Here is a 25,315-nt window from a genome sequence, read left to right as displayed (position 1 = left end):
TCGATCCGGAAGTCGGTCATCTCAGGAGATTCCAAACTCTTTGCTGATGAAGTCGAAGATCTCGTCGTCGCTGGCCGAGTCGAGATCGGGCCGGTCCTGCTCGGCCGCGGGCCCGGCGGCGAGGTCGGACGCCTTGGCGAGCAGGTCCTGCATGCGGGCGGTGAACCGGTCCCGGGCCGCCGGATCGAGCGGGATGGTGCTGAGCAGGCTCTCCACCGTGTCGATGCCCTGGAACAGCGGCTGGGTGGAGGGCGCCGCGTCGGCGGCGATCTCACCGGCCAGCCGTTCGGCCAGGGCGGTCGGGGTGGGGTAGTCGAAGACCAGCGTCGCCGGCAGCCGCAGCCCGGACAGGGCGTTGAGCCGGTTGCGCAGGTCGACGGCGGTGAGCGAGTCGAAGCCCAGATCGGTGAAGAGCCGGCCCGGGTCGACCGCGTCGGCGCCGGCGTGGCCGAGGACGGCGGCGATGTTGGCCCGGACCACGTCGAGCACCACCTTGAGCCGTTCGGGGCCGGCCAGGCCGGCGACCCGCTGGCCGAGCGGCACCCCGCCGGTGCGGGCGCCGGCGGCGTCGGCCGAGCGGCGCAGCGGCACCCGGACCAGGGCGCGCAGCATCGGGGCCAGGGCGCCGGACTCCGCCTGCGTCCGCAGCGTGCCGACGTCCAGCCGCATCGGCACGACGGCCGCCGCGTCGAGCCGCCACGCGGCGTCGAACAGGTCCAGCGCCTGACCGGTGGGCAGTCCCGCCGCGCCCTGTCCGGCGATGCGCCGTACGTCGGCGTCGGCGAGGTGCCCGGTCATGCCGCTGGCCTGCTCCCACAGGCCCCAGGCGAGGGAGATGCCGGGCAGGCCCCGGGCCCGCCGGTGCGCGGCGAGGGCGTCGAGGAAGGCGTTCGCCGCGGCGTAGTTGGACTGGCCGGCGCTGCCCAGGGTCGCCGCCGCCGAGGAGAACAGCACGAACGCGGCGAGGTCGTGTCCCTCGGTGAGCCGGTGCAGGTGCCACGCCGCGTCGATCTTCGGCACCGCCACGGCGTCGATCCGGTCGGGGGTCATCGACTCCAGCACCCCGTCGTCGAGGACACCGGCGGCGTGCACCACGGCGGTGAGCGGGTGCGCCTCGGGCACCCCGGCGAGCAGCGCCGCCAGGGCGTCCGGGTCGGCGGCGTCGCAGGCGGCGACGGTCACCCGGGTACCGGTGTCGGCGAGGTCGGCGACCAGGTCGCCGATCCCGTCGGCCGCCGCGCCGCGCCGCCCGGCCAGCAGCAGGTGCCGTACGCCGTGGGTGGTGGCGAGGTGCCGGGCCAGCAGGCGGCCGAGCACGCCGGTGCCGCCGGTGATCAGCACGGTGCCGTCCGGGTCGATGCCGCCGGGCAACAGGTCCACGCCGGCCGGGACCCGCCCGAGGCGCGGGGTGCGCACCTGCCCGGCGCGGAGGGCGAGCTGCGGCTCCCCGGAACCGATCGCGGCGGCCAGCACGGCGGCGCTGTCCGGGTCGCCGTCGCAGTCGACGAGTTGCAGCCGGCCCGGGTGTTCGAGCTGGGCGGTGCGCAGCAGGCCCCAGACCGGTGCCTGGCGCAGGTCGACCACCGGCTGCTCCCCCACCGCGACGGCGTCGCGGGTGACCAGCACCAGCCGGGACCCGGCGAACCGGTCGTCGGCGAGCCAGGTCCGCACCGCCGCGAGGGTACGGTGCGTGGTGGCGCGCGCCTGCGCGGCGAGCGCCGGGTCCGTGTCGTCCCCGCCGCTGCCGCCGACGGCGACGATCACCGCCTCGGGCGCGGGTTCGCCGCCGACGAGCAGGTCGCCGAGGGAGTCAAGGTCGACGTCGGTGCGTACCCGCGCGCCGGCCGACTCGCAGGCGCCGGCGAGGGTCAGGTCGTCGCCGAGGACCACCCAGCGGGTGGCCGCCGGCACCGGGCCGGTGGGCACCGGCAGCGCCGGCCAGTCCACCTGGAACAGGGACTCGTGCCGGCCGGAGCGGGCCGCGCCGAGGGAGTCGCCGGAGACCCGGCGCATGATCAGCGAGTCCACGTGCAGCACGGGCGCGCCGGTGGCGTCGGCCACCTGGAAGGTCACGCCGACCTCGCCGGCCGCGGCGACGCGGACCCGCAGGGCGGTGGCCCCGGCGGCGAGCAGGGACACCCCGGTCCAGGCGAACGGGAGGCGGGGAACAGTGGCGTCGGCGCCGTCGCCCATCCGGCCGAGGAAGCCGCCGATCGACATGGCCTGCAAGGCGCCGTCCAGCAGGGCCGGGTGCACGCCGAAGCGGCCCGCCTCGGCCTGGTGTTCGGCGGGTAGCTCCACCTCGGCGAAGACCTCGTCGCCCCGGGTCCAGGCGGCGCGCAGGCCGCGGAACGCCGGGCCGTAGCCGAAGACGGTGGCCTCGATGCCGGAGTAGAAGTCGTCGTTCTCGACCCGGGTGGCGCCGGGGGGCGGCCACACCCCGAGGTCGAAGGCGGGCGCGTCGGCCTGCCGGGGGGCGACCAGGCCGGTGGCGTGGCAGGTCCACGCCACGTCGGCGAGGATCTCGTCGGAGCCGTCCCGGTACGGGCGGGAGTGCAGCTGCACGGCGCGGCGGCCGTCGTCGTCGCGTTCGGCGACGGTGAGCTGCACCTGGAGGGCACCGAGTTCGGGCAGGACGAGCGGGGCGAGCAGGGTCAGCTCCTCGACCGTGGGGCAGCCGGCCTGCTCACCGGCGTAGCTGGCCAGCTCCACGAACGCGGTGCCGGGCAGCAGGATGGTGTCCATCACCCGGTGCTCACCGAGCCACGGGTGGGTACGCACCGACAGCCGGCCGGTGAAGACCATCCGCTCGCTGTCGGGGAAGGTCAGCGTGGCGCTGAGCAGCGGGTGGCCGGCGTCCTGGAGGCCGGCGGAGGCGACGTCACCGCTGCGGTGCACGGGCGGGTCCACCCAGTACCGCTGGTGCTCGAAGGCGTAGGTGGGCAGTGGCACGGTGTCGGTGCCGGCGAGGACGCGGGTGAGGTCGACGGGTAGGCCGATGGTGTGGGCGGTGGCGAGGTTGGTCAGTAGCCGGGTGGGGTCGTCGTCGCCTCGGCGGAGGCTGCCGAGGGTGTGTCCGGGGGTGTCGGTGTCGTCGAGGATCGCGGTGACCGGCATGGTCAGCACCGGGTGCGGGCTGATCTCGACGAACGTGGTGTGCCCGGCCGCGATCGCGACCCGGACGGCGGCGTCGAACTGCACGGTGCGGCGCAGGTTGTCGTACCAGTAGTCGGCCGTCATGGTGGCCGGGTCGACCCAGTCGCCGGTCAGGGTGGAGACGAGCCGGGTGTGGCCGGGCTGCGGTCGCACGTCGGCGAGGTCGGCGCGGAGTTGTTCGGCGACCTCCTGCACAGCGGCGGAGTGCGAGGCGTAGTCGACCGGGATCAGCCTCGCGCGGATGCCGTCGGCCTGGCAGGCGTCGACCAGATCCGCCACCGGCTGCGGCGGGCCCGAGACGACCACCGTGGAGGGACCGTTGACGGCGGCGACGCCGACGCCTTCGAAGGCGGGCAGCCGCTCGGTGACCGCGTCAGCGGCGAGGTCGATCGAGGCCATCGTGCCCGTGCCCCGCAGCACCGCCAGGGCCCGCGACCGCAGCGCCACGGTCTTCGCCGCGTCGTCGAGGGTGAGGATCCCGGCCACACAGGCCGCACCGATTTCCCCCTGCGAGTGCCCGATCACGGCCTGCGGGGTCACACCCACGTGCTGCCAGACAGCGGCCAAGGCGATGCCGACGGCCCACAGCACGGGCTGCACCACCTCGACCCGCTCCAGCCACGACTCGTCCTCGCCCGTGAGCACCGAGACGAGATCCACGTCGAGATAGGGGGTGAGGGCCCGCTGGCATTCGGCGAGCTTCGCGTCGAACACCGGGGTCCGGCCGACCAGACCGGCGGCCATCCGCGCCGACTGGGCGCCCTGACCCGGGAACACGAAGACGGGGCCGGCGCCGTGGCCGGAGGCGAGGCCGGTGACGACGGTGCCGGCCGGGGCGCCGGCGGCCAGGGCGTCCAGCCCGGTCAGCAGTTCGTCGACGGTCGACCCGACCACGGCGGCCCGCTGGTCGAACGTCGACCGCAGGGTGGCCAGGGACCATCCGACGGCAGCCAGGTCCACGTCGCCGTGCTCCCGCACGTACCCGGCCAGGCGGGCGGCCTGGCCGGCGAGCGCGGCCTTCGACCGCGCGGAGACCGGCCACACCGTCGCGTCGGCCTGGACCAGGGCGACGGCGTCGTCGGTGCGGGCCGGCGCGGCCGGGGCCTGCTCGATGATGACGTGCGCGTTGGTGCCGGAGATGCCGAACGACGACACCGCCGCCCGACGCGGCCGGTCCACCTGCGGCCAGGCCCGCGCCTCGGTCACCAACTCCACCGCACCGGCCGACCAGTCGATGTGCGGCGACGGCGCGTCCACGTGCAACGTCGCCGGCACCACACCGTGCCGCATCGCCTGCACCATCTTGATCACACCGGCCACACCCGCCGCCGCCTGCGCATGCCCGATGTTCGACTTCACCGACCCCAACAACAACGGCGCGTGCCCGTCGCGGTCCTGCCCGTACGTGGCCAACAACGCCTGCGCCTCGATCGGATCACCCAACGTCGTGCCGGTGCCGTGCGCCTCCACCACGTCCACGTCAGCAGTCGACAACCGCGCCGAGGCCAGGGCCTGCCGGATCACCCGCTGCTGCGACGGACCGTTCGGCGCGGTCAGCCCGTTGGACGCGCCGTCCGAGTTGATCGCCGAGCCGCGGACCACCGCGAGGATCTGACGGCCCTGCCGGCGAGCGTCGGAGAGCCGCTGCACGAGCAGCATGCCGACGCCCTCGGACCAGCCGGTGCCGTCGGCCGAGGCGGCGAAGGACTTGCACCGCCCGTCGGGGGCGAGCCCACGCTGGCGGGAGAACTCGACGAACGCGGTCGGGGTGGCCATCACCATCACGCCGCCGGCCAGGGCCATGTCGCACTCGCCCCGGCGCAGCGCCTGACCCGCCCAGTGCAGCGCCACCAGCGACGACGAGCAGGCGGTGTCCAGCGACACCGCCGGCCCCTCCAGCCCGAACGTGTACGCCACCCGGCCGGAGATGACGCTGCTGGTCATCCCGGTCAGCATGTATCCCTCGGCGGCCTCCGGCGAGTACGCGAGCAGCGAGCCGTAGTCCTGGCCGCTGGTGCCGACGAAGACGCCGGTGCTGCTGCCCCGCGTGCTGGCCGGGTCGATGCCGGCGGACTCGAAGGTCTCCCAGGTGGTCTCCAGCAGCAGCCGCTGCTGCGGGTCCATGGCCAGGGCCTCGCGGGGGCTGATGCCGAAGAAGCCGGGGTCGAACCGGTCGACGCCGCGCAGGAAGCCGCCGCCCCGGGCGTAGAAGGTGCCGCTGGCGTCGGGGTCGGCGCTGTACAGCGAGTCGAGGTCCCAGCCCCGGTCGGTGGGCAGGTCGGTGATCGCGTCGACGCCGTCGGCGACGAGCCGCCACAGGTCGTCGGGCGACCAGACGCCGCCGGGGAGGCGGCACGCCATGCCGACGATGGCGAGGGGTTCGTCGTCGCCGACGGCGACGGTGGCCGGTGCGGGTGGCACCGGGACCGGGGCGCCGGCGATCTCGGTGCCGAGGAACGCGGCCAGGTCGTGCGGCGTCGGGTAGTCGAAGACGAGGGTGGCCGGCAGTCGCATCCCGAAGGCGTTGTTGAGCCGGTTGCGCATCTCGACGGCGGTGAGCGAGTCGAAGCCGAACTCGCTGAACGCGCGGCGCGGTTCGATCGCGGCCGGGTCGGGGTAGCCGAGCACGGCGGCGGCCTGCCCGCGCACGATCTCCACCAGCGCGGTGAGCCGGTCGGCGTCGCCGAGCGCGGCGAGCTGCCCGACGAGGGACGCGCCGGTGGTGGTCGCCGTGGCGGCCCGGGCGGGGACGCGGATCAGCGACCGGTACAGCGGTGGGATGCTGCCGCCGGCGAACTGCGCCTTCATCGCGGCGAGGTCGAGGCGGGCCGGGACCAGCGCGGCGGCGGGGGTACGGCAGGCGGCGTCGAAGAGGGCGAGGCCCTCCTCGGCCTCCATGGCGGCGACGCCGGAGCGGGAGATCCGGTTGAGGTGGACGTCGTCCAGCTCGGTGGTCATGCCGCTGCGGTCGGCCCAGAGGCCCCAGGCGAGGGTGAGGGCGGCCAGGCCGTGTGCCGCGCGGTGGTGGGCCAGGCCGTCGAGGAAGGCGTTCGCGGCGGCGTAGTTGCCCTGGCCGGGGCCGCCGGCGGTGGCGGCGAGCGACGAGTACGAGACGAACGCCTTCAGGTCGAGGCCGGCGGTCAGCTCGTGCAGGTTCCAGGCGGCGTCGACCTTCGGGCGCAGCACCCCGTCCATCCGCTCGGGGGTGAGCGAGGAGATGACGCCGTCGTCGCGGACACCGGCGGCGTGGACGACGGCGGTCAGCGGGTGCGCGGCGGGGATGCCGGCGAGCAGGTCGGCCAGGGCATCCCGGTCGGCGACGTCGCAGGCGGCGACGGTGACGGTCGCGCCCCGCGCCGCCAGGTCGGCGCAGAGTTCGGCGACTCCCTCGGCGGCCCGGCCGCGCCGGCTGGTGAGGATCAGGTGGCGCACGCCGTGCACGGTCACCAGGTGCCGGCTCATGAGCTGGCCGAGGGTGCCGGTGGCGCCGGTGATCAGCACGGTCCCGTCGCCGTCGAACGGGGCGGCGGGCGGTTCGGCGGGGGCCGGCACCCGGGTGAGCCGGGCCCCGGCGGCGACACCGGCGCGGATGACGACCTGCGGCTCGTCGGTGCCGACGGCCGCCACCAGCGCGGCGGCGCCGCCGGTCACGTCGTCGACGTCGACCAGCAGGAACCGGTCGGGGTTCTCCGACTGGGCGGAGCGGACCAGGCCGATGACCGCCGCCCCGGCCAGGTCGGTCAGGTCGGTGTCGGCGTCGGTGGCGACCGCGCCCCGGGTCAGCACGACCAGCCGGGAGTCGGCGTACCGGTCGTCGGCGAGGAACTGTTGGAGCACGGCGAGCGCCCGGTGGGTCGCCTCGGCGACGGCGCGGGGCACGTCGGTCGCCGGGGGCGGGTCGAGCAACGGCACGACCAGCACGCCGGGCGCGTCCGTACCCTCGTCCAGCGCGCCGCCCAGGGCGGTCAGGTCCGGGTACGCGGTGACGGCCGTCCCGGTGGCGGCGACGGCGTCGGTGAGGCCGGCGTCGTCCCCGACGACCGCCCAGCCGGCGCTCGACGGGCCGGTGGGCAGGGCCAGCGGGGTCCACTCGATGCGGTACAGCGACTCGGCGCCGCCGCCGGAGGCGGTCCGGAGCTGGTCGGCGGAGACCGGCCGCAGCACGAGGGAGCCGACGGAGATGATCGGCGCACCGGTGACGTCGGCGAGCAGCAGGGAGACGCTGTCGGTGCCGGTGTGCGAGACGCGCACCCGGGCCGCCGCCGCGCCGGCCGCGTGCAGGGCGACGTCGTTCCAGGAGAACGGCAGCCGGCCGTATCCGGGTGGGACGTCGGCGCCGGACGGTTCGCCGCTGGGGGTGGTCAGGCCGAGGGTGTGCAGGGCGGCGTCGAGCAGCGCCGGGTGCAGGCCGTACCCGCCGGCCTCGGCGGCCGGGGTCTCCGGCAGGGCCAGTTCGGCGAAGAGGTCGTCGCCGCGCCGCCAGGCGGAACGCAGCGCGATGAAGGACGGGCCGTAGTCGTAGCCCTGGGCGGCGAGGTTCAGGTAGAGGTCGTCGGTGGGGACCTCGGTGGCGTCCGGGGGCGGCCAGGCGGTCAGGTCGGACCAGCCGGGCGGGCCGGTCGGGCTCGCCGGGCCGGTGGCGAGCACGCCGCTGGCGTTGCGGGTCCAGGCCCGCTCCCCCTCGCCGGGCGCGTCGTCGGACGAGGAGTGCAGGGACACCGACCGGCAGCCGGTCTCGTCGGCCGGGCCGATCCAGAGCTGGATGTCGACGCCGCCGGTCTCGGGCAGGATCAGCGGGGATTCCAGGGTCAGCTCGCGGACGTGGTCCGCGCCGACGTGCGCGCCGGCCTGGAGGGCGAGTTCGACGAAGCCGGTGCCGGGCAGCAGCACGGTGTCGAAGACGACGTGGTCGGAGATCCACGGGTGGGTGCGCCGGGCCAGCCGCCCGGTGAACAGGAATCCTTCGGCGTGGGCGACGCCGACGGCGGCGCCGAGCAGGGGGTGCTGCGCGGGGCGCAGGCCGACGGCGGTGACGTCGCCGGTCCACCCGGCGCCCGCCTCGGGCCAGTACCGCTGGTGCTGGAAGGCGTACGTGGGCAGGTCGACTCGCTGCGCGCCGGTGTCGGCGAACCAGGGCTGCCAGGTGACGGGCACCCCGGCGACGTGCAGTTCGGCCAGGGCGGCGAGCAGCGCCTGTACCTCGGTGCGGTCCTTGCGCTGGGCGGCCACGGCGAGCACACCGTCGTCGGGGAGCGCGTCGGCGGTCATCGCCGTCAGGACGCTCTGCGGGCCGATCTCCAGGAACGTGTCGACACCGGCCGCGCGCAGGGCGGTGATGCCGTCGGCGAACCGGACCGCCTCACGCACGTGCCGCACCCAGTAGTCCGGGGTACGGACCTCGTCGCCGTCGACGAACGCGCCCGTCAGGTTCGACACCACCGGCAGCAGCGGGGCGGCGAAGGTCAGCCCGTCGAGCACGGCGCGGAACTCGTCGAGCATCGGCGCCATCAACGGACTGTGAAACGCGTGGCTGACCGTCAGCCGGCGGGTCCGGATGCCCCGGTCCTTCCAGGCCCGTTCCACCTCGTCCAGGGTGTCGAGCGCACCCGAGACGACGACGGAGGTCGGCCCGTTGACGGCGGCGACACCGACGTCGGTCAGACCCTCGATCGACTCCGCCACGGCCTCCTCGGCCGCGGCGACAGCGAGCATCCCACCACCGGCCGGCAACGCCTGCATCAACCGACCCCGCGCCGCCACCAACGCACACGCGTCCGCCAGCGACAACACCCCCGCCACGTGCGCGGCCGTGATCTCCCCGACCGAATGCCCACCCACAAAGTCCGGCACCACACCGAACGACTCCACCAGCCGGAACAACGCCACCTCGACCGCGAACAGGCCGGCCTGGGTGAACACGGTCTGGTCCACCAGCCCGGACTCGTCGGCGAACAGCACCGGCTTCAGCGGCTGCGGCAGCAGCCGGTCCAGGTGGGCGCAGACCTCGTCCAACGCGGCGGCGAACACCGGGAACGCGGCGTACAACTCGCGGCCCATGCCGGCGCGTTGCGCGCCCTGACCGGAGAAGAGCACCGCGAGCGGACCCCGGTCTCCGGCCTGACCCGTGACGACCGCGCCGGACGGCTCCCCCGCCGCCAGCGCCCGCAGCCCGGCCAGCAGATCGTCCCGACCCGTCGTGGCCACCACCGCACGGCTGTCCAACGTCGACCGCGTCGCCACCGACGAGAACGCCACGTCGAGTGGACGCAGGTCGCCGTCGGCCTCCAGCCAGGCCGCCCAACGACCGGCCTGCGCGGCGAGCGCGGCGGCGTCGCGGGCCGACACCGTCACCGGCAGGACCGGCCGCTCCACCGTCGGCGCGGCGGTGTCCGGGGTCGGCTCGGGGGCCTGTTCGAGGATGGTGTGCGCGTTGGTGCCGGAGACGCCGAACGACGACACCGCCGAGCGGCGCGGCCGGTCCACCGCCGGCCACGGCGTCGCCTCGGTGACCAGTTCGACGGCGCCCGCCTCCCAGTCGACCTGGGGGGTCGGGGCGTCCACGTGCAGGGTGGGCGGCACGACGCCGTGCCGCATCGCCATCACCACCTTGATCACACCGGCGACCCCGGCGGCGGCCTGCGCGTGCCCGAGGTTCGACTTGACCGAGCCGAGCAGCAGCGGCGCCGCCGACCCCCGGTCCTGCCCGTACGTGGCGAGCAGCGCCTGCGCCTCGATCGGGTCGCCCAGCCGGGTGCCGGTGCCGTGCGCCTCGACCACGTCCACGCCGCCGGCGGCGAGCCCGGCGTTGGCCAGCGCCTGCTGGATCACCCGCTGCTGCGACGGCCCGTTCGGGGCGCTGAGGCCGTTGGACGCGCCGTCCTGGTTGACGGCGCTGCCGCGCACCACGGCGAGGATCGGGTGGCCGTTGCGCTGGGCGTCGGAGAGCCGCTCCAGCAGCAGGACGCCGACGCCCTCGGACCAGCCGGTGCCGTCGGCGGCGGCGGCGAACGCCTTGCAGCGGCCGTCGGCGGCGAGGCCGCGCTGCCGGGAGAACTCGACGAACGCGGCCGGGGTGCACATGGCGGTGACCCCGGCGACCACGGCGAGGGTGCACTCCCGCTGCCGCAGCGCCTGCCCGGCGAGGTGCAGGGCGACCAGCGAGGACGAGCAGGCGGTGTCGACGGTGACCGCCGGGCCCTCCAGGCCGAAGGTGTAGGAGATGCGGCCGGAGACGACGCTGCCGGCGTTGCCGGTCATCAGGTGGCCTTCGAGTCCCTGCGCGGCGCCCATCAGCACGCCGCCGTAGTCCTGCCCGGTGCTGCCGGCGAAGACGCCGGTGCGGCTGCCGCGCAGCGAGTGCGGGTCGATGCCGGCCCGCTCGAAGACCTCCCACGAGGTCTCCAGCAGCCAGCGCTGCTGCGGGTCCATGGCCAGCGCCTCGCGCGGGGAGATGGCGAAGAACCCGGGGTCGAAGTCCGCCAGGTCGTGCACGAACCCGCCCTGCCGGGTGTACGACGTGCCGGACTGCTCCGGGTCGCTGTCGTACAGCGCGCCCAGGTCCCAGCCCCGGTCGTCGGGGAAGTCGGAGACCACGTCCCGGCCGGAGGCGACCACCTCCCACAGGTCCTCCGGTGAGCGCACCCCGCCGGGGAAGCGGCAGCTCATGGCGACGATGGCGACCGGCTCCTGCTCACCGGCCTCGACCTCGCGCAGGCGCTGGCGCACCTGGTGCAGGTCGGCGGTGACCCGCTTGAGGTAGTCGAGAAGTTTCGCCTCGTCAGCCATGGACCGCCCACTCCTTGTGTTGACCCGTCGACCCAGCAGCGATCACGTCAGGACACCCCCAGCTCCCGGTCGATGAAGTCGAAGACCTCGTCCGGGGTGGCGTCCTGGAGCTTCTCGGCGACGGTGTCCCCGCCGCCGCCGGCCGCGACGTCGTCCTCGTTGAGGGAGGCCAGCAGCGTCCGCAGCCGTTCGGTGATCCGAATCCGGGCGCTGCGGTCCGGCGCGGAGCCGGCGAGCGCCGCTTCCAACCTGTCCAGTTCGCCGAAGACCGGCGCGACGCCGACCACCCCGCCGTCGACGATCGCCGCCCGGACGTACTCGGCGAGGCCGGCGGCGGTCGGGTAGTCGAAGACGACCGTGGCGGGCAGCCGGACGCCGGTCGCCGCGCTGAGCCGGTTGCGCAGCTCCACGGCGGTCAGCGAGTCGAATCCGAGTTCCCGGAAGGCCCGGTCGGGTTCGACGGCGTCCATGGCGGCGTGTCCGAGCACGGCGGCGGCCTGACCGCGGACGAGGTCCAGCAGCGTCTTGCGCCGCTCGGCGTCGCTCTGCCCGGCGAGCAGGGTGGCGAGGTTCTCGGCGGAGGTCACGGCGTCGTCGGCCCGCTCGGCGGCGGCGCGCGCGGCCTCGGGGACGCCGGTGAGCAGCGGGCTGGGCCGCACGGCGACGAAGCCGGGCACGTACCGGGCCCAGTCGACGGCGGCCACCAGCGTCGCCGGCTCACGTCGCGCCATCGACCGGGCCAGCGCGGCGAACGCCGCCCCGGTGTCGAGGCGGTCCACGCCGGTACGGCGGCGGCGCTCCTCCACGGCCTGGTCGGCCGAGGCCATCCCGCCGGCGGCCCACGGCCCCCAGGCGACCGAGGTGGCGGGCAGGCCCTGCCGGCACCGCTGTTCGGCCAGTGCGTCGAGGTACGCGTTGGCGGCGGCGTAGCTGCCCTGGCCGGCGGCGCCGAGCTGACCGGCCATCGCGGAGAACAGCACGAACGCGCGCAGTTCCCGGCCGACGGTCAGCTCGTGCAGGTGCAGCGCGCCGAGCACCTTGGGCCGCAGGACGCCGGCGATCCGGTCGGCGGTGAGCCCGTCGAGGACGCCGTCGTCCAGCACGCCCGCCGCGTGCACCACGGCGGTCAGCGGCAGGTCGGCCGGCACCTCGTCGAGCAGCTTCGCCAGCGCCGCCCGGTCGGCCACGTCGCAGGCCGCGACGGTGACCCGGCTGCCCGCGTCGGTCAGCTCCCGGGCCAGTTCGGCGGCGCCCGGCGCGTCCGCGCCCCGGCGGCTCACCAGCAGCAGGTGCTCGGCGCCGCGGGCGGCCAGCCAGCGGGCCACCTCCGCGCCGAGCGCCCCGGTGCCGCCGGTGACCAGCGTGGTGCCCGAGTGGTCGGTCTCGTCGGCGGTGACGTCGCCGCCGGGGGCCCGGACGAGCCGGCGGACGAGGACGGTGGCGCCGTCGATGGCCAACTGGTCCTCGCCGTCGAGGCCGGCGAGGGCGGCGCAGAGCAGGTCCCAGCCGTGCTCGTCGAGGGTCGCCGGCACGTCGACGAGGCCACCCCAGCGTTCGGGGTGTTCCAGGGCGACGACCCGGCCGAGGCCCCAGAGCAGGCACTGTTCGGGCCGGTCGGTCGTCCCGCCCCGGGTGGTGCCGGCGGCGCCCCGGGTGACGCACCACAGGGGCGCGGCCACGTCGAGGTCGCCGAGGGCCTGGACCAGGGCGAGGGACCGGGCGAGGAAGGGCGGCACCGGTTGGGTGTCGTCGACCGCGCCGTCGGCGAGGGCGAGCAGCGACAGCACGCCGGCCGGTGTGCCCTCGGTGGCGGCGGCGCCCAGGTGCGTGGCGACGGCGGCCCGGTCGGTGGCCTTCTCGGGCAGCAGCACCAGCCGGACGTCGGCGCCCCGGCGGGTCAGTTCGGCGACCGCCTGCTCGCCCTCGTCGGTGTGCCGGTCGTCGGCGACGACCCACCAGGCACCGGGGAGGAAGCTGACGGGCGTGCCGGTGTACGGCTGCCAGACGGCCCGGTAGCGCAGGTCGTCCAGGGTGGAGCGGTCGCGTTGCTGCCGTCGCCAGGAGGCGAGCAGGGGCAGCGCCGCGCCCAGCCGCTCGAGCGAGTCGGTGGCGTGCTGCGCGGTGAGTTCGGCCAGCGCGGCCAGGTCCTCCCGCTCGACGGCCGCCCAGAACGCGGCGTCCTCGGCGGTGCCCTCCGCCGCGCCGGCCTGTCCGGCGGCCGTGGTGGGCCAGTACCGGTCCCGGTCGAAGGCGTAGGTGGGCAGGTCGACCGTCGGGGTGCGGGTCAGTACGCGGGTGAGGTCGACGGGTAGGCCGATGGTGTGGGCGGCGGCGAGGTTGGTCAGCAGCCGGGTCGCATCGTCGTCGCCTCGGCGCAGGCTGCCGAGGGTGTGTCCGGGGGTGTCGGTGTCGTCGAGGATCGCGGTGACCGGCATGGTCAGCACCGGGTGCGGGCTGATCTCGACGAACGTGGTGTGCCCGGCGCCGATCGCGGTACGCACGGCGGCGTCGAACTGCACGGTGCGGCGCAGGTTGTCGTACCAGTAGTCGGCGCTCATGGTGGCCGGGTCGACCCAGTCGCCCGTCAGGGTGGAGACGAGCCGGGTGTGGCCGGGCTGCGGTCGCACGTCCGCGAGGTCGGCGCGGAGTTGTTCGGCGACCTCCTGCACAGCGGCGGAGTGCGAGGCGTAGTCGACCGGGATCAGCCTCGCGCGGATACCGTCGGCCTGACAGGCGTCCACCAGCGCGGCCACCGGCTGCGGCGGACCCGAGACGACCACCGTGGACGGGCCGTTCACGGCAGCGATACCGACGCCCTCGAAGGCGGACAGCCGCTCGGTGACCGCGTCAGCGGCGAGGTCGATCGAAGCCATCGTGCCCGTGCCGCGCAGCACCGCGAGGGCCCGCGACCGCAACGCCACGGTCCTGGCCGCGTCATCGAGGCTCAGGATGCCCGCGACACAGGCCGCGCCGATCTCACCCTGCGAGTGCCCGATCACCGCCTGCGGCGTCACACCCACGTGCTGCCACACGGCCGCCAGAGCGATGCCGACCGCCCACAGCACGGGCTGCACCACCTCGACCCGCTCCAGCCACGACTCGTCCTCGCCCGTGAGCACCGAGACCAGGTCCACGTCCAAGTACGGGGCGAGGGCCTGCTGGCACTCGGCGAGCTTCGCGTCGAACACCGGCGTCCGGCCGATAAGACCGGCGGCCATCCGCGCCGACTGGGCGCCCTGACCCGGGAACACGAACACCGGACCCGCGCCGTGACCCGACACCGTCCCCGACACGGCGGCGCCCGTGGGCGCGCCGGCCGCGACGGCGTCCAGGCCGGACAGCAGCTCCTCGACGCTCGATCCGATCACGGCGGCCCGGTGGTCGAACGTCGAGCGGGTGGTCAGCAACGACCAGGCGATGACGCTCGGCTCCGGGTCGCCGTGCGCGCGCAGGTGCCGGGCCAGCCGGGCGGTCTGGCCGGCGAGGGCGGCCCTCGACCGGGCCGAGACGGGCCACACCGACACCGCCGCGTCGATGAGCCCCGGGGACCGTGCCTCGGCGGGGGCGTCGTCGACCTCCCCGGGCTGCTCGATGATGATGTGCGCGTTGGTGCCGGAAATGCCGAACGAGGAGACGGCCGCGCGCCGGGTCCGCTCGACGCCGGGCCAGGGCCGCGCCTCGGTGGCCAGTTCCACCGCCCCGGCCGACCAGTCGATGTGCGGTGACGGCGCGTCCACGTGCAACGTCGCGGGGACGACACCCTCCCGCATCGCGAGCACCATCTTGATCACACCGGCGACACCAGCGGCGGCCTGGGTGTGCCCGATGTTGGACTTCACCGAGCCGAGCAGCAGCGGCGCGTGCCCGTCGCGGTCCTGCCCGTACGTGGCCAGCAACGCCTGCGCCTCGATCGGATCACCGAGGGTGGTGCCGGTGCCGTGCGCCTCGACCACGTCCACGTCCACCGTCGACAGGCGGGCCGACGCGAGGGCCTGCCGGATCACCCGCTGCTGCGACGGACCGTTCGGCGCGGTCAGCCCGTTGGACGCGCCGTCCTGGTTGACCGCCGAGCCCCGCACGATCGCGAGGACCCGGTGTCCGTTGCGGCGGGCGTCGGAGAGCCGCTCGACGAGGAGCACACCGGCGCCCTCGCCCCAGCCGGTGCCGTCGGCGCCGGCCGCGAACGCCTTGCACCGGCCGTCGGCGGCCAGTCCCCGCTGCCGGGAGAACTCCACGAACAGTCCGGGTGTCGCCATCACCGTCACCCCACCGGCGAGGGCGAGGTCGCACTCGCCCCGCCGCAGCGACTGCACCGCCAGGTGCAACGCGACGAGGGAAGACGAACAGGCCGTGTCCACCGACACCGCAGGCCCCTCCAACCCCAACGCATACGCCACCCGACCCGACACCACGCTCGCCGCGTTCCCCGTCCCGGCGAAGCCCTCCACCTCGTCGCCCGAGACCATCAACAAGGCCCCATAGTCCTGGCCGTTCGTGCCCACGAACACCCCTGTTCGCGAACCCCGCAACCCCGCCGGGTCAACCCCTGCCCGCTCCACCGCCTCCCACGACGTCTCCAGCAACAGCCGCTGCTGAGGGTCCATGGCGAGGGCCTCACGGGGGGAAATTCCGAAGAATCCGGCGTCGAAGTCGGCGGCCTCGTAGAGGAAGGCGCCGCTGCGCACGTAGGAGGTGCCGGAGGAATAGGGGTCGGGGTCGTACAACCGGTCGATGTCCCAGCCCCGGTCACCCGGAAGGTCCGACACGGCGTCCCGGCCGGCGGCGAGCATCTGCCAGAACCGTTCGGGGTCGGTGGCGCCGCCGGGGAACCGGCAGGCCATGGCGACGATGGCGACGGGCTCGTCGTCGCCGACGGTGACCGGGGCGGCCTGCGTCGCCGTCTCGGCCCCGCCGCCCAGCTCCTGGTGCAGGTGTCGGGCGAGGACGGTCGGGGTGGGGTAGTCGAAGACCAGGGTCACCGGCAGCCGCAGCCCGGTGGCGGTGGCGAGCCGGTTGCGCAGCTCCACGGCGGTCACCGAGTCGAAGCCGAGGTCCCGGAACGCGTGGTGCGGGTCGACGGCCTGCCCGCCGGCGTACTTGAGGACGGTGGCCGCCTGGTCGCGGACCAGGTCGAGCAGCGCCTGCTGCCGCTCGGCGGCGCTCATCCGGGCGAACCCGGCGGCCGGGCCCGACTCGTCGGTCTCGGCCGCCCGGTCGAGGCCCTTGGTGGCGGCGAGCCGTTGCGCCTCGGGGATCTCGGCGATCAGCGGCCCGGGGCGGGTGGCGGTGAACGCGACGTAGAACCGGTCCCAGGCGATGTGGGAGATGGTCAGGAACGTCTCGTCGTGCTCGACGGCCTGGTGCAGCGCGGCGACGGCGAGCCTCGGGTGCATCTCGGGCGCGCCGTGCCGGTGCAGCATCCGCCCGAAGTCGCCCTCGGCCATGCCGCCGCCGCCCCACGCGCCCCAGCCGATGGAGGTGGCCGGCAGGCCCAGGTCGCGGCGGTGCTCGGCCAGCGCGTTGAGGTACGCGTTGCCGGGGGCGTAGTTGCCGACGCCGGAGCTGCCGACGGTGCCGGCCATGGAGGAGAACAGGACGAACGCGTCCAGGTCGTGGTCGAGGGTCAGCTCGTGCAGGTGCCGCGCGGCGGTGACCTTGGCGCCGAGGGCGTAGTCGACCTGGTCGAGGGTGAGCGAGTTGATCACGGAGTCGTCGAGGACCGCGGCGGTGTGCACCACGGCGGTGAGCGGGTGCGCGGCGGGCAGGTCGGCGAGGACGGCGGCCAGGGCGTCCCGGTCGGCGGCGTCGCAGGCGGCCACGGTGACCCGCGCGCCGAGCCCGACCAGTTCGGCCTCCAGTTCGGTGATCCCGTCGGCCTGCCGGCCCCGCCGGCTGAGCAGCACCAGGTGTGCCGCGCCGTTGGCGGCGAGCCAGCGGGCCATGTGCCCGCCGAGGGCGCCGGTGCCGCCGGTGACCAGGACGCTGCCGGAGGGCCGCCAGGTGCGGGTGGCGGGGGCGTCGCCGAGCGGGGCGCGCAGCAGCCGCCGGCCGAACACACCGGCCGGGCGCAGCGCAACCTGGTCCTCGGCGTCGGCGCCGGCGAGGACGCGCACCAGGCGGCGGCCGGTGGCGTCGTCCAGCGCGTCGGGCAGGTCGACCAGGCCACCCCAGCGGTCCGGGTGTTCCAGGGCGGCGACCCGGCCGAAGCCCCAGGCGAGCTGCTGCATCGGGTGCGGCAGCGGGTCGGCGGGGTCGGTGGAGACGGCGCCCCGGGTCAGCGTCCACAGGGGGGCGCGCAGCCCGGCGTCACCGAGGGCCTGCACGAGGGTGACGGTGCCGGCGAAGCCGACCGGCACGTGCCGGTGCGCGGGCGTCGGCGTCTCGTCGAGGGCCAGCAGGGACACGATCCCGGCGGCCGGTGCGGTCGCGGCGAGGTCGCGCAGCCGGGCCGCGAGGGCGTCCCGGTCGGTCCGCTCGGCGTCGAGCGCCACGGGTACGACGGTGGCGCCGTGCCGTTCGAGGGCGGCCCGGGTGAACGCGGCCTGGGCGGCGCCGGTGTCGTCGGGCCCGGTGACCAGCCACCAGGCGCCGGTGACGGTGGGTTCGCCGGTGCTGTCGGGCGCGACCGGCAGCCAGCCGTCGCGGTAGCGCCACGAGTCGACGGTGACCTGGTCGCGGTGCCGGCGTCGCCAGGCGGTGAGGGCGGGCAGCACGTCGGCGAACGCGGACTCGGGCACGGCGTCGGCCGCGTCGGCGAGTTCGGTGGTGAGCGCGGTCAGGTCCCCGGCCTCGACGGCGGCCCAGAACCGGGCGTCGACCTCGTCGTCGGCGGTGGGCACGGCGCCCGGGGCGGCCGGCGCGGCGGCCGGCGCGGCGGCCGGCTGCGGCCAGTAGAGCTGCCGCTGGAACGGGTACGTGGGCAGGTCCCGACGCTGCGTGGTGAGCCCGGCGAACGCGGGCCGCCAGTCGACGGGCGTACCCCCGGTGTGCACCTCGGCGACGGCGCGGTGGAACCGGCCGAGGCCGCCGTCGTCGCGGCGCAGCGTGCCGGTGACGGTGACCGCGCCCGGGTCGGCGGCGGCCATCTCGACGCTCTCCTGCACCGCCATGGTGAGCACCGGGTGGGCGCTGACCTCGACGAACGTCTGGTAGCCGGCGGTGACGAGGCTGCGTACGGCGTCGTCGAAGCGGACCGTCTGCCGCAGGTTGCGGTACCAGTAGTCGGCGTCCAGGCCGGCGGTGTCGAGCCAGTCGCCCTCCACCGTGGACCGGAAGCGGATCTCGGCGGTGCGTGGGCGGAGCCCGGCGAGCAGTTCCCGCAGCTGCTCGCGCAGCGGCTCGACGTGCGCGGAGTGCGAGGCGTAGTCGACGGGGACCCGGCGTACCCGCACGTCACGGGACTCGTAGTGGGCGACCAGCTCGTCGAGGGCGGCGCTGTCACCGGAGACGACCACGGAGGTGGGGCCGTTGACGGCGGCGAGGGCCACCCGGCCGTCCCAGCGGACGATGGTGGCGCTCGCCTCGTCGGCGGTGGTGGCGACGGAGACCATGCCGCCGTCCCCGGCGATGCCGGCGATGATCCGGCTGCGCAGGGCGACCACGGCCGCCGCATCGTCGAGGTCGAGCGCCCCGGCGACGTACGCGGCGGCGATCTCGCCCTGGGAGTGGCCGATGACGGCGGCCGGGCGCACCCCGTAGGACTGCCAGAGCGCGGCGAGGGAGACCCCGACCGCGAACAGGGTGGGCTGCACGACGTCGACCCGCTCCAGGGAGGGCGCGTCGGCCGCGCCGCGCACCACGTCGACCGGCGACCAGTCGACGTACGGGCGCAGCGCCTCGGCGCAGGCGGCGAAGGTGTCGGCGAAGACCGGGGCGGTGTCGAGGAGTTCGGCGGCCATGCCGGCCCACTGGGAGCCCTGCCCGGGGAAGACGAATGCGACCTCGCCGGCGGTGCCGGCGGCGCCGGTGACGGTGTCGGCGGCGGGCCGGCCGTCGGCGAGCGCGTCCAGCGCGGCGGTCAGCCCGGCGCGGTCGGCGGCGAGGACGACGGCCCGGTGGTCGTGCGCCGCCCGGGTGGCGACCAGGGACCAGCCGACGTCGGGCAGCGCGGCGTCGGTGACGGTGTCCAGGTGCGCGCGCAGGTCGCGGGCGCGGGCGGCCAGCGCCCCGGCGGTACGGCCGGAGAGCACCCAGGGCAGCTCGCGCACCGGACCGTCGACCGGATCGTCGGCGGCCGGCTCCGGCTCGGGCGCGTGTTCCAGGATGGTGTGCACGTTGGTGCCGCTGATGCCGAAGGAGGAGATCCCGGCGCGGCGGACGCCGTCGACCGGCTCCCAGGGGCGGGCCTCGGTGAGCAACGCGACGCTGCCGGCGGACCAGTCGACGTGCGGGGTGGGCGCGTCGACGTGCAGGGTCGGCGGCAGCACCCCGTGCCGCATGGCGAGCACCATCTTGATCACCCCGGCGACGCCGGCGGCGGCCTGGGTGTGGCCGATGTTCGACTTGATCGAGCCGAGCCAGAGCGGACGGTCGGCGGGCCGGTCCTGCCCGTACGTGGCGATCAGCGCCTGCGCCTCGATCGGGTCGCCGAGGGTGGTGCCGGTGCCGTGCGCCTCGACGGCGTCCACGTCGGCGGGGGTGAGCCGGGCGTTGGCCAGCGCCTGCCGGATGACGCGCTGCTGGGCGGGTCCGTTGGGGGCGGTGAGCCCGTTGGACGCGCCGTCCTGGTTGACGGCGCTGCCGCGGACGACGGCGAGCACGGGGTTGCCGTCGCGACGGGCGTCGGAGAGCCGTTGCAGGACCAGCAGGCCGACGCCCTCGCCCCAGCCGGTGCCGTCGGCGGACCCGGCGAACGGCTTGCACCGGCCGTCGGCGGCGAGGCCACGCTGGCGGGAGAAGCCGACGAAGATGCCGGGGGTGGCCATGACGGTGGCGCCGCCGGCGAGGGCGAGGTCGCACTCCCCCGCCTGCAGGGCCTGCGCGGCGAGGTGCAGGGCGACCAGCGACGACGAGCAGGCGGTGTCGACGGTGACGGCCGGGCCGTGCAGCCCGAAGGTGTACGCCAGCCGCCCGGAGATGACGCTGGCGGAGGTGCCGGTGGCGAGGTAGTTCTCGTCGACGTCCCCGGCGGCCATCAGCAGCGAGCCGTAGTCCTGGCCGTTGGTGCCGACGTACACGCCGGTGCGGCTGCCGCGCAGCGCGGTCGGGTCGATCCGGGCCCGCTCGAACGCCTCCCAGGTGGCCTCCAGCAGCAGTCGCTGCTGCGGGTCCATGGCGAGGGCCTCGCGAGGGCTGATGCCGAAGTGGGCGGGGTCGAACTCGCCGGCCCCGGCGACGAATCCGCCTTCGCGCACGTAGCTGGTGCCGAGGTGGTCGGGGTCGGGGTGGTACAGCTCGGCGATGTTCCAGCCGCGTTCGCCGGGCATCAGGGTCATCGCGTCGGCGCCCGCGGCGACGAGGTCCCACAGCTGCTCCGGTGAGCCGACGCCACCGGGGAAGCGGCAGCTCATCGCAACGATGGCGACGGGTTCGCGGCGCAGGTCGGCGCCGTCGGCGACCACCTCGCCGGTGGTCTGGCCGGCGGTGAGGCCGTGCAGGTGGGCGGCGAGTTCGGCGACCGTGGGGTGGTCGAAGGCGAGGGTGGCCGGCAGGGCCATGCCCGTCTCGGCGGCCAGCCGGTTGCGCAGCTCGACGGCGGTGAGCGAGTCGAAGCCGAGGTCGCGGAAGGTCCGCTCGGGCAGCGGCTGCCCGGCCGGGTAGCCGAGCACCACGGCGGCCTGGGTCCGGACCAGCTCGGTGAGCTGCGGCAGGGTCCGGCCGACGACCACGGCGCGGGCGGTGCCGGACGGGACGGCGGGCACCCCGGGCAGGGCGGCGATGAGCGGGTCGGTGCGGCCCCAGGACGCGGCGAGGCGTCCCCAGTCGACATCGGCGACGGTGACCGCCGGCGCGGCGGTGTTGACGAGCCGGCCGAGGGCGGTGACCGCTTCGGCGGCGGGCAGCGGATTGACGCCGCCGCGGATCAGCCGGGCGGTCAGCGCGGCGGTGGCGGCGGCCATCCCGTCGGCGGCCCAGGCGCCCCAGGCGACGGCGGTGGCGGGCAGTCCCTGGCCGCGCCGCCAGTCGGCGAACGCGTCGAGGTAGGCGTTGGCCGCCGCGTAGTTGCCCTGCCCGGCGCTGCCGACGACGCCGGCGAGGGAGGAGAAGAGCACGAACGCGTCGAGGTCCCGGCCGGCGGTGGCCTCGTGCAGCACCCGGGCGGCGCGGACCTTGCCGTCCAGGACGGTCTGCATCCGGGTGAGGTCGAGGCGGTCGAGCACGCCGTCGTCGACGATCCCGGCGGTGTGCACGACGGCGGTGAGCGCCGGCAGCCCGGCGACCAGCGCGGCGACCGCGTCGGCGTCGGTGACGTCGCAGCCGACGACCCGGGCGGAGCCGCCCAGCTCCTCCACCAGCTCCGCCGCGCCCGGGGCGTCCGGGCCACGCCGGGAGGCCAGCACCACCTCGGCCGCCCCGTTGGCCAGCAGCCACCGGGCCACGTGCCCACCCAACGCGCCGGTGCCCCCGGTGACCAGCACGGTGCCCGACGGCCGCCAACCCGCCCCGGCCGGCGGGGCGGCGGCCACCAGGCGGCGGCCGAAGACGCCCTGCGGGCGGATCGCCACCTGGTCGTGGCCGCCGTCGGCGAGGACGGCGAGCAGCGCGTCCCCGGTGACCCGGTCGAGCGGGGCGGCCCCGCCGGCCACGACCGGCGCGGCGTCCGGATCGACCCGCTCCGTGGCCGCGTCGGGGGTGGTGACCGATCCGGTGCCGGCGGCGTCGCCGGTGCCGGTCGCGTCGCCGGTGCCGGTCGCATCGCCGGTGCGGACGGCGTCGCCGGTGCGGACGGCGTCGCCGGTGCGGGAGGCGTCGCCGGTGCGGGAGGCGTCGGCGGTGCGGGTGGGCAGGTCGATCAGGCCGCCCCAGCGGTCGGGCTGTTCGAGGGCGATCACCCGGCCGAGGCCCCAGGCCGCGGCCGACGAGGGAGCGCTGACGCTCTCCCCGCCGCCGACGCCGACGGCGCCCCGGGTGAGGCACCAGAGCCGGCCGGGCAGGCCGGTGTCGGCCAGCGCCTGGGTGAGGGTGAGCAGCAGCGCCGTGCCGGCGGGCACCGCGGGGGCGTCCGGCAGCGGCCGGTCCCGCTCGGGCAGGACGCAGAGCACGCCTGCCCAGCCCTGTTCGCCGTGCTGCCGCAGCGCCTCGGCCAGTTCGGACCGCCCGGTGTCGGGGCGGACGGCGAGGTGGTCGACCGGCACGCCCGCGCGGGTCAACGCGTCCGCCGCGTCGGTGGTGTCGGCGTCGGTGGTGACGACCAGCCACCGGCCGGTGAGCTGCGGGGCGGGGGCGGGGCGGACCGGCTCCCAGTCGATCCGGTACGACCAGCCGTCCACCACGGCGTCGCGCAGCCGGGCCCGCCGCCACGACGACAGCACGGGCACGGCGGGCGCGAGCGCCTCGACGGCGGCCGGATCGTCCTGCACGGCGAGGTGGGCGGCGACCTCGGTCAGGTCGCCGCGTTCCACGGCGGCCCAGAAGTCGCCCTCGACGCCGTCCGGTTGCGCGCTGGCCGGGGTGGGACCGTCGGGCCAGTACCGCTGGTGCTGGAAGGCGTACGTGGGCAGGTCGACCCGGGTCGCGCCGGTGTCGGTGAACCAGGTGTGCCACGCGACGGGCACCCCGGCGACGTGCAGTTCGGCCAGGCCGGCGAGCAGCCCGGCGACCTCGGTGCGGTCCTTGCGCTGGGCGGCCACCGCCAGCACACCCGCGTCGGCGGGCAGCGCGTCGGCGGTCATCGCGGTCAGGACGCTCTGCGGCCCGATCTCCAGGAACGTGTCGACACCGGCCGCCCGCAGCGCGGTGACACCGTCGGCGAACCGCACCGCCTCTCGCACGTGCCGCACCCAGTAGTCCGCGGTGCGGATCTCGTCCGCGTCGGCCAGGGCACCGGTCAGGTTCGACACGATCGGCAGCACCGGCGCGGCGAAGGTCAGCTTCTCCACCACCGCCCGGAACCGCGCCAGCATCGGCTCCATCAACGGACTGTGGAACGCGTGACTGACCGCCAGCCGACGGGTGCGCGCCCCCTTCTCCCGCCAGATCCGCTCCACCTGGTCGAGGGCGTCCAGCGCACCGGAGACCACCACGGAGGTCGGGCCGTTCACGGCGGCGATACCCACCTCGGCCAAACCGTCCAGCGACGCCGCCACCTCGGCCTCCGGCGCGGCGACGGCGAGCATCCCGCCACCGGCCGGCAACGCCTGCATCAGCCGGCCCCGCGCCGCCACCAGGGCGCACGCGTGCTCCAGGGACAGCACCCCCGCCACGTGCGCGGCGGTGATCTCCCCGACCGAATGCCCACCCACGAAGTCCGGCACCACACCGAACGACTCGACGAGCCGGAACAACGCCACCTCGACCGCGAACAGACCGGCCTGGGTGAACACGGTCTGATCCAGCAGCCCGGTCTCGTCGGCGAACAACACCGACTGCAACGGCTGCGGCAACGCCCGGTCCAGATGACCGCACACCTCGTCCAGCGCGGCGGCGAACACCGGGAAGGTGGCGTACAGCTCCCGGCCCATGCCGGCGCGCTGCGCGCCCTGACCGGAGAAGAGCACGGCGAGCTGGCCGCGCGTCGCTCCCGTACCCGTGTGGAGGTTGCCCGCCGGGGTGCCGGCGGCCAGGGCACGCAGCCCGGCCAGCAGGTCGTCACGGTCGGCGGCCGGCACCACGGCCCGGCTGTCCAGGACGGCGCGGGAGGCCACCGACGAGTACGCCACGTCGAGCGGACGCAGGTCGGCGTCGGCGTCCAGCCAGGCCGCCCAGCGGCCGGCCTGCGCGGCGAGCGCGGCGTCGGTACGGGCGGAGAGCAGCACCGGCACGACCGGACGGTCGGCGGTGGGGGCCGGCGCGGCCTCCGTCTCCTCGGGGCTGGGCGCCTGTTCGATGATGGTGTGCGCGTTGGTGCCGGAGACGCCGAACGACGACACGGCCGCCCGGCGGGGCCGGTCCACGGCCGGCCACGGCGTGGCCCCGGTGGCGAGACGGACCGCGCCGGCGTTCCAGTCGATGTGCGGGGACGGCTGGTCCACGTGCAGAGTGGGCGGGACGACCCCGTGCCGGATCGCCTGCACCATCTTGATCACCCCGGCGACCCCGGCGGCGGCCTGGGTGTGGCCGATGTTCGACTTGACCGAGCCGAGCAGCAGCGGCGCGGCCTCGCCCCGCTCCTGCCCGTACGTGGCCAGCAGCGCCTGCGCCTCGATCGGGTCGCCGAGCCGGGTGCCGGTGCCGTGCGCCTCCACCACGTCGACCTGCTCGGCGGTGAGCCGGGCGTTCGCGAGTGCCTGCCGGATGACCCGGACCTGGGAGGGGCCGTGCGGGGCACTGAGCCCGTTGGACGCGCCGTCCTGGTTGACGGCGCTGCCACGCACCACGGCGAGGACCGGGTAGCCGTGGCGGTGGGCGTCGGAGAGGCGGGTGAGCAGCAGCATCCCGATCCCCTCGGACCAGGAGGTGCCGTCGGCGGCGGCGGCGAACGCCTTGCACCGGCCGTCGGCGGCGAGGCCCCGCTGGCGGCTGAAGCCGACGAAGACCGCCGGGGTGGGCATCACCGTCACGCCCCCGGCGAGGGCCAGTTCGCAGTCGCCGTTGCGCAGCGCCTGCGCGGCGAGGTGGATCGCGACCAGCGACGACGAGCAGGCGGTGTCCACGGTGACCGCCGGCCCCTCCAGTCCCAGGGTGTAGGCGACCCGGCCGGAGATGACGCTGGTGGCGTTGCCGGTGAGCAGGTGACCCTCGCCGTTCTCGGCCTGGGCCATGACACCGTCGTAGCCGTGCGACGCCGCCCCGACGAACACCCCGGTACGGCTGCCCCGCACGGTCGCCAGCGGCAGGCCGGCCCGCTCGAACGCCTCCCAGGACGTCTCCAGCAGCAGCCGCTGCTGCGGGTCCATGGCCAGTGCCTCGCGGGGGCTGATCCCGAACAGGTCGGGGTCGAAGTCGGCGGCGTCGTAGACGAAGCCGCCCTCGCGCACGTAGCTGGTGCCGGGGTGGTCGGGGTCGGGGTGGAACAGCCGGTCGAGGTCCCAGCCCCGGTCGGCGGGGAACGGGCCGATGCCGTCCCCACCGTCGCGCACCAGCTCCCACAGCTGCTCGGGTGAGGACACCCCGCCCGGGTAGCGGCAGCTCATCGCGACGATGGCGACGGGCTCGGCGTCCCGGGCCTCCAGCTCCCGCAGCCGCCGCCGGGTGCGCCGCAGCTCCGAGGTCGTACGCTTCAGGTACTCGACGTACTTCTCGTCCTCGTTGCTCACCGTGGACCCACCTCACTCGG

2 protein-coding genes are annotated in these 25,315 nt (G+C 75.7%); both read right to left on the bottom strand.

The window, feature by feature from the left end; genetic code table 11:
- Nucleotides 1-21 precede the first annotated feature (21 nt).
- Nucleotides 22-10,941 carry a type I polyketide synthase gene (locus GA0070614_RS28405; RefSeq protein ID WP_088978822.1) on the bottom strand — a complete coding sequence of 3,640 codons (10,920 nt, stop codon included), beginning with the start codon at nucleotides 10,939-10,941 and terminating at the stop codon, nucleotides 22-24.
- A 47-nt stretch (nucleotides 10,942-10,988) separates the two neighbouring features.
- A complete protein-coding gene (locus GA0070614_RS28400; RefSeq protein WP_197701358.1) occupies nucleotides 10,989-25,295 on the bottom strand; it encodes a type I polyketide synthase in 14,307 nt (4,768 codons plus the stop codon).
- Nucleotides 25,296-25,315: the final 20 nt, after the last annotated feature.

Source organism: Micromonospora coxensis (genome assembly GCF_900090295.1).
Lineage (GTDB): Bacteria > Actinomycetota > Actinomycetes > Mycobacteriales > Micromonosporaceae > Micromonospora > Micromonospora coxensis.
This window is presented reverse-complemented; position numbering and strand designations above follow the sequence as displayed.

Excerpts from the sequence above, each read along its gene's own strand:
- GA0070614_RS28405 (WP_088978822.1), bottom strand. The coding sequence starts at position 10,941 with ATGGCTGACGAGGCGAAACTTCTCGACTACCTCAAGCGGGTCACCGCC.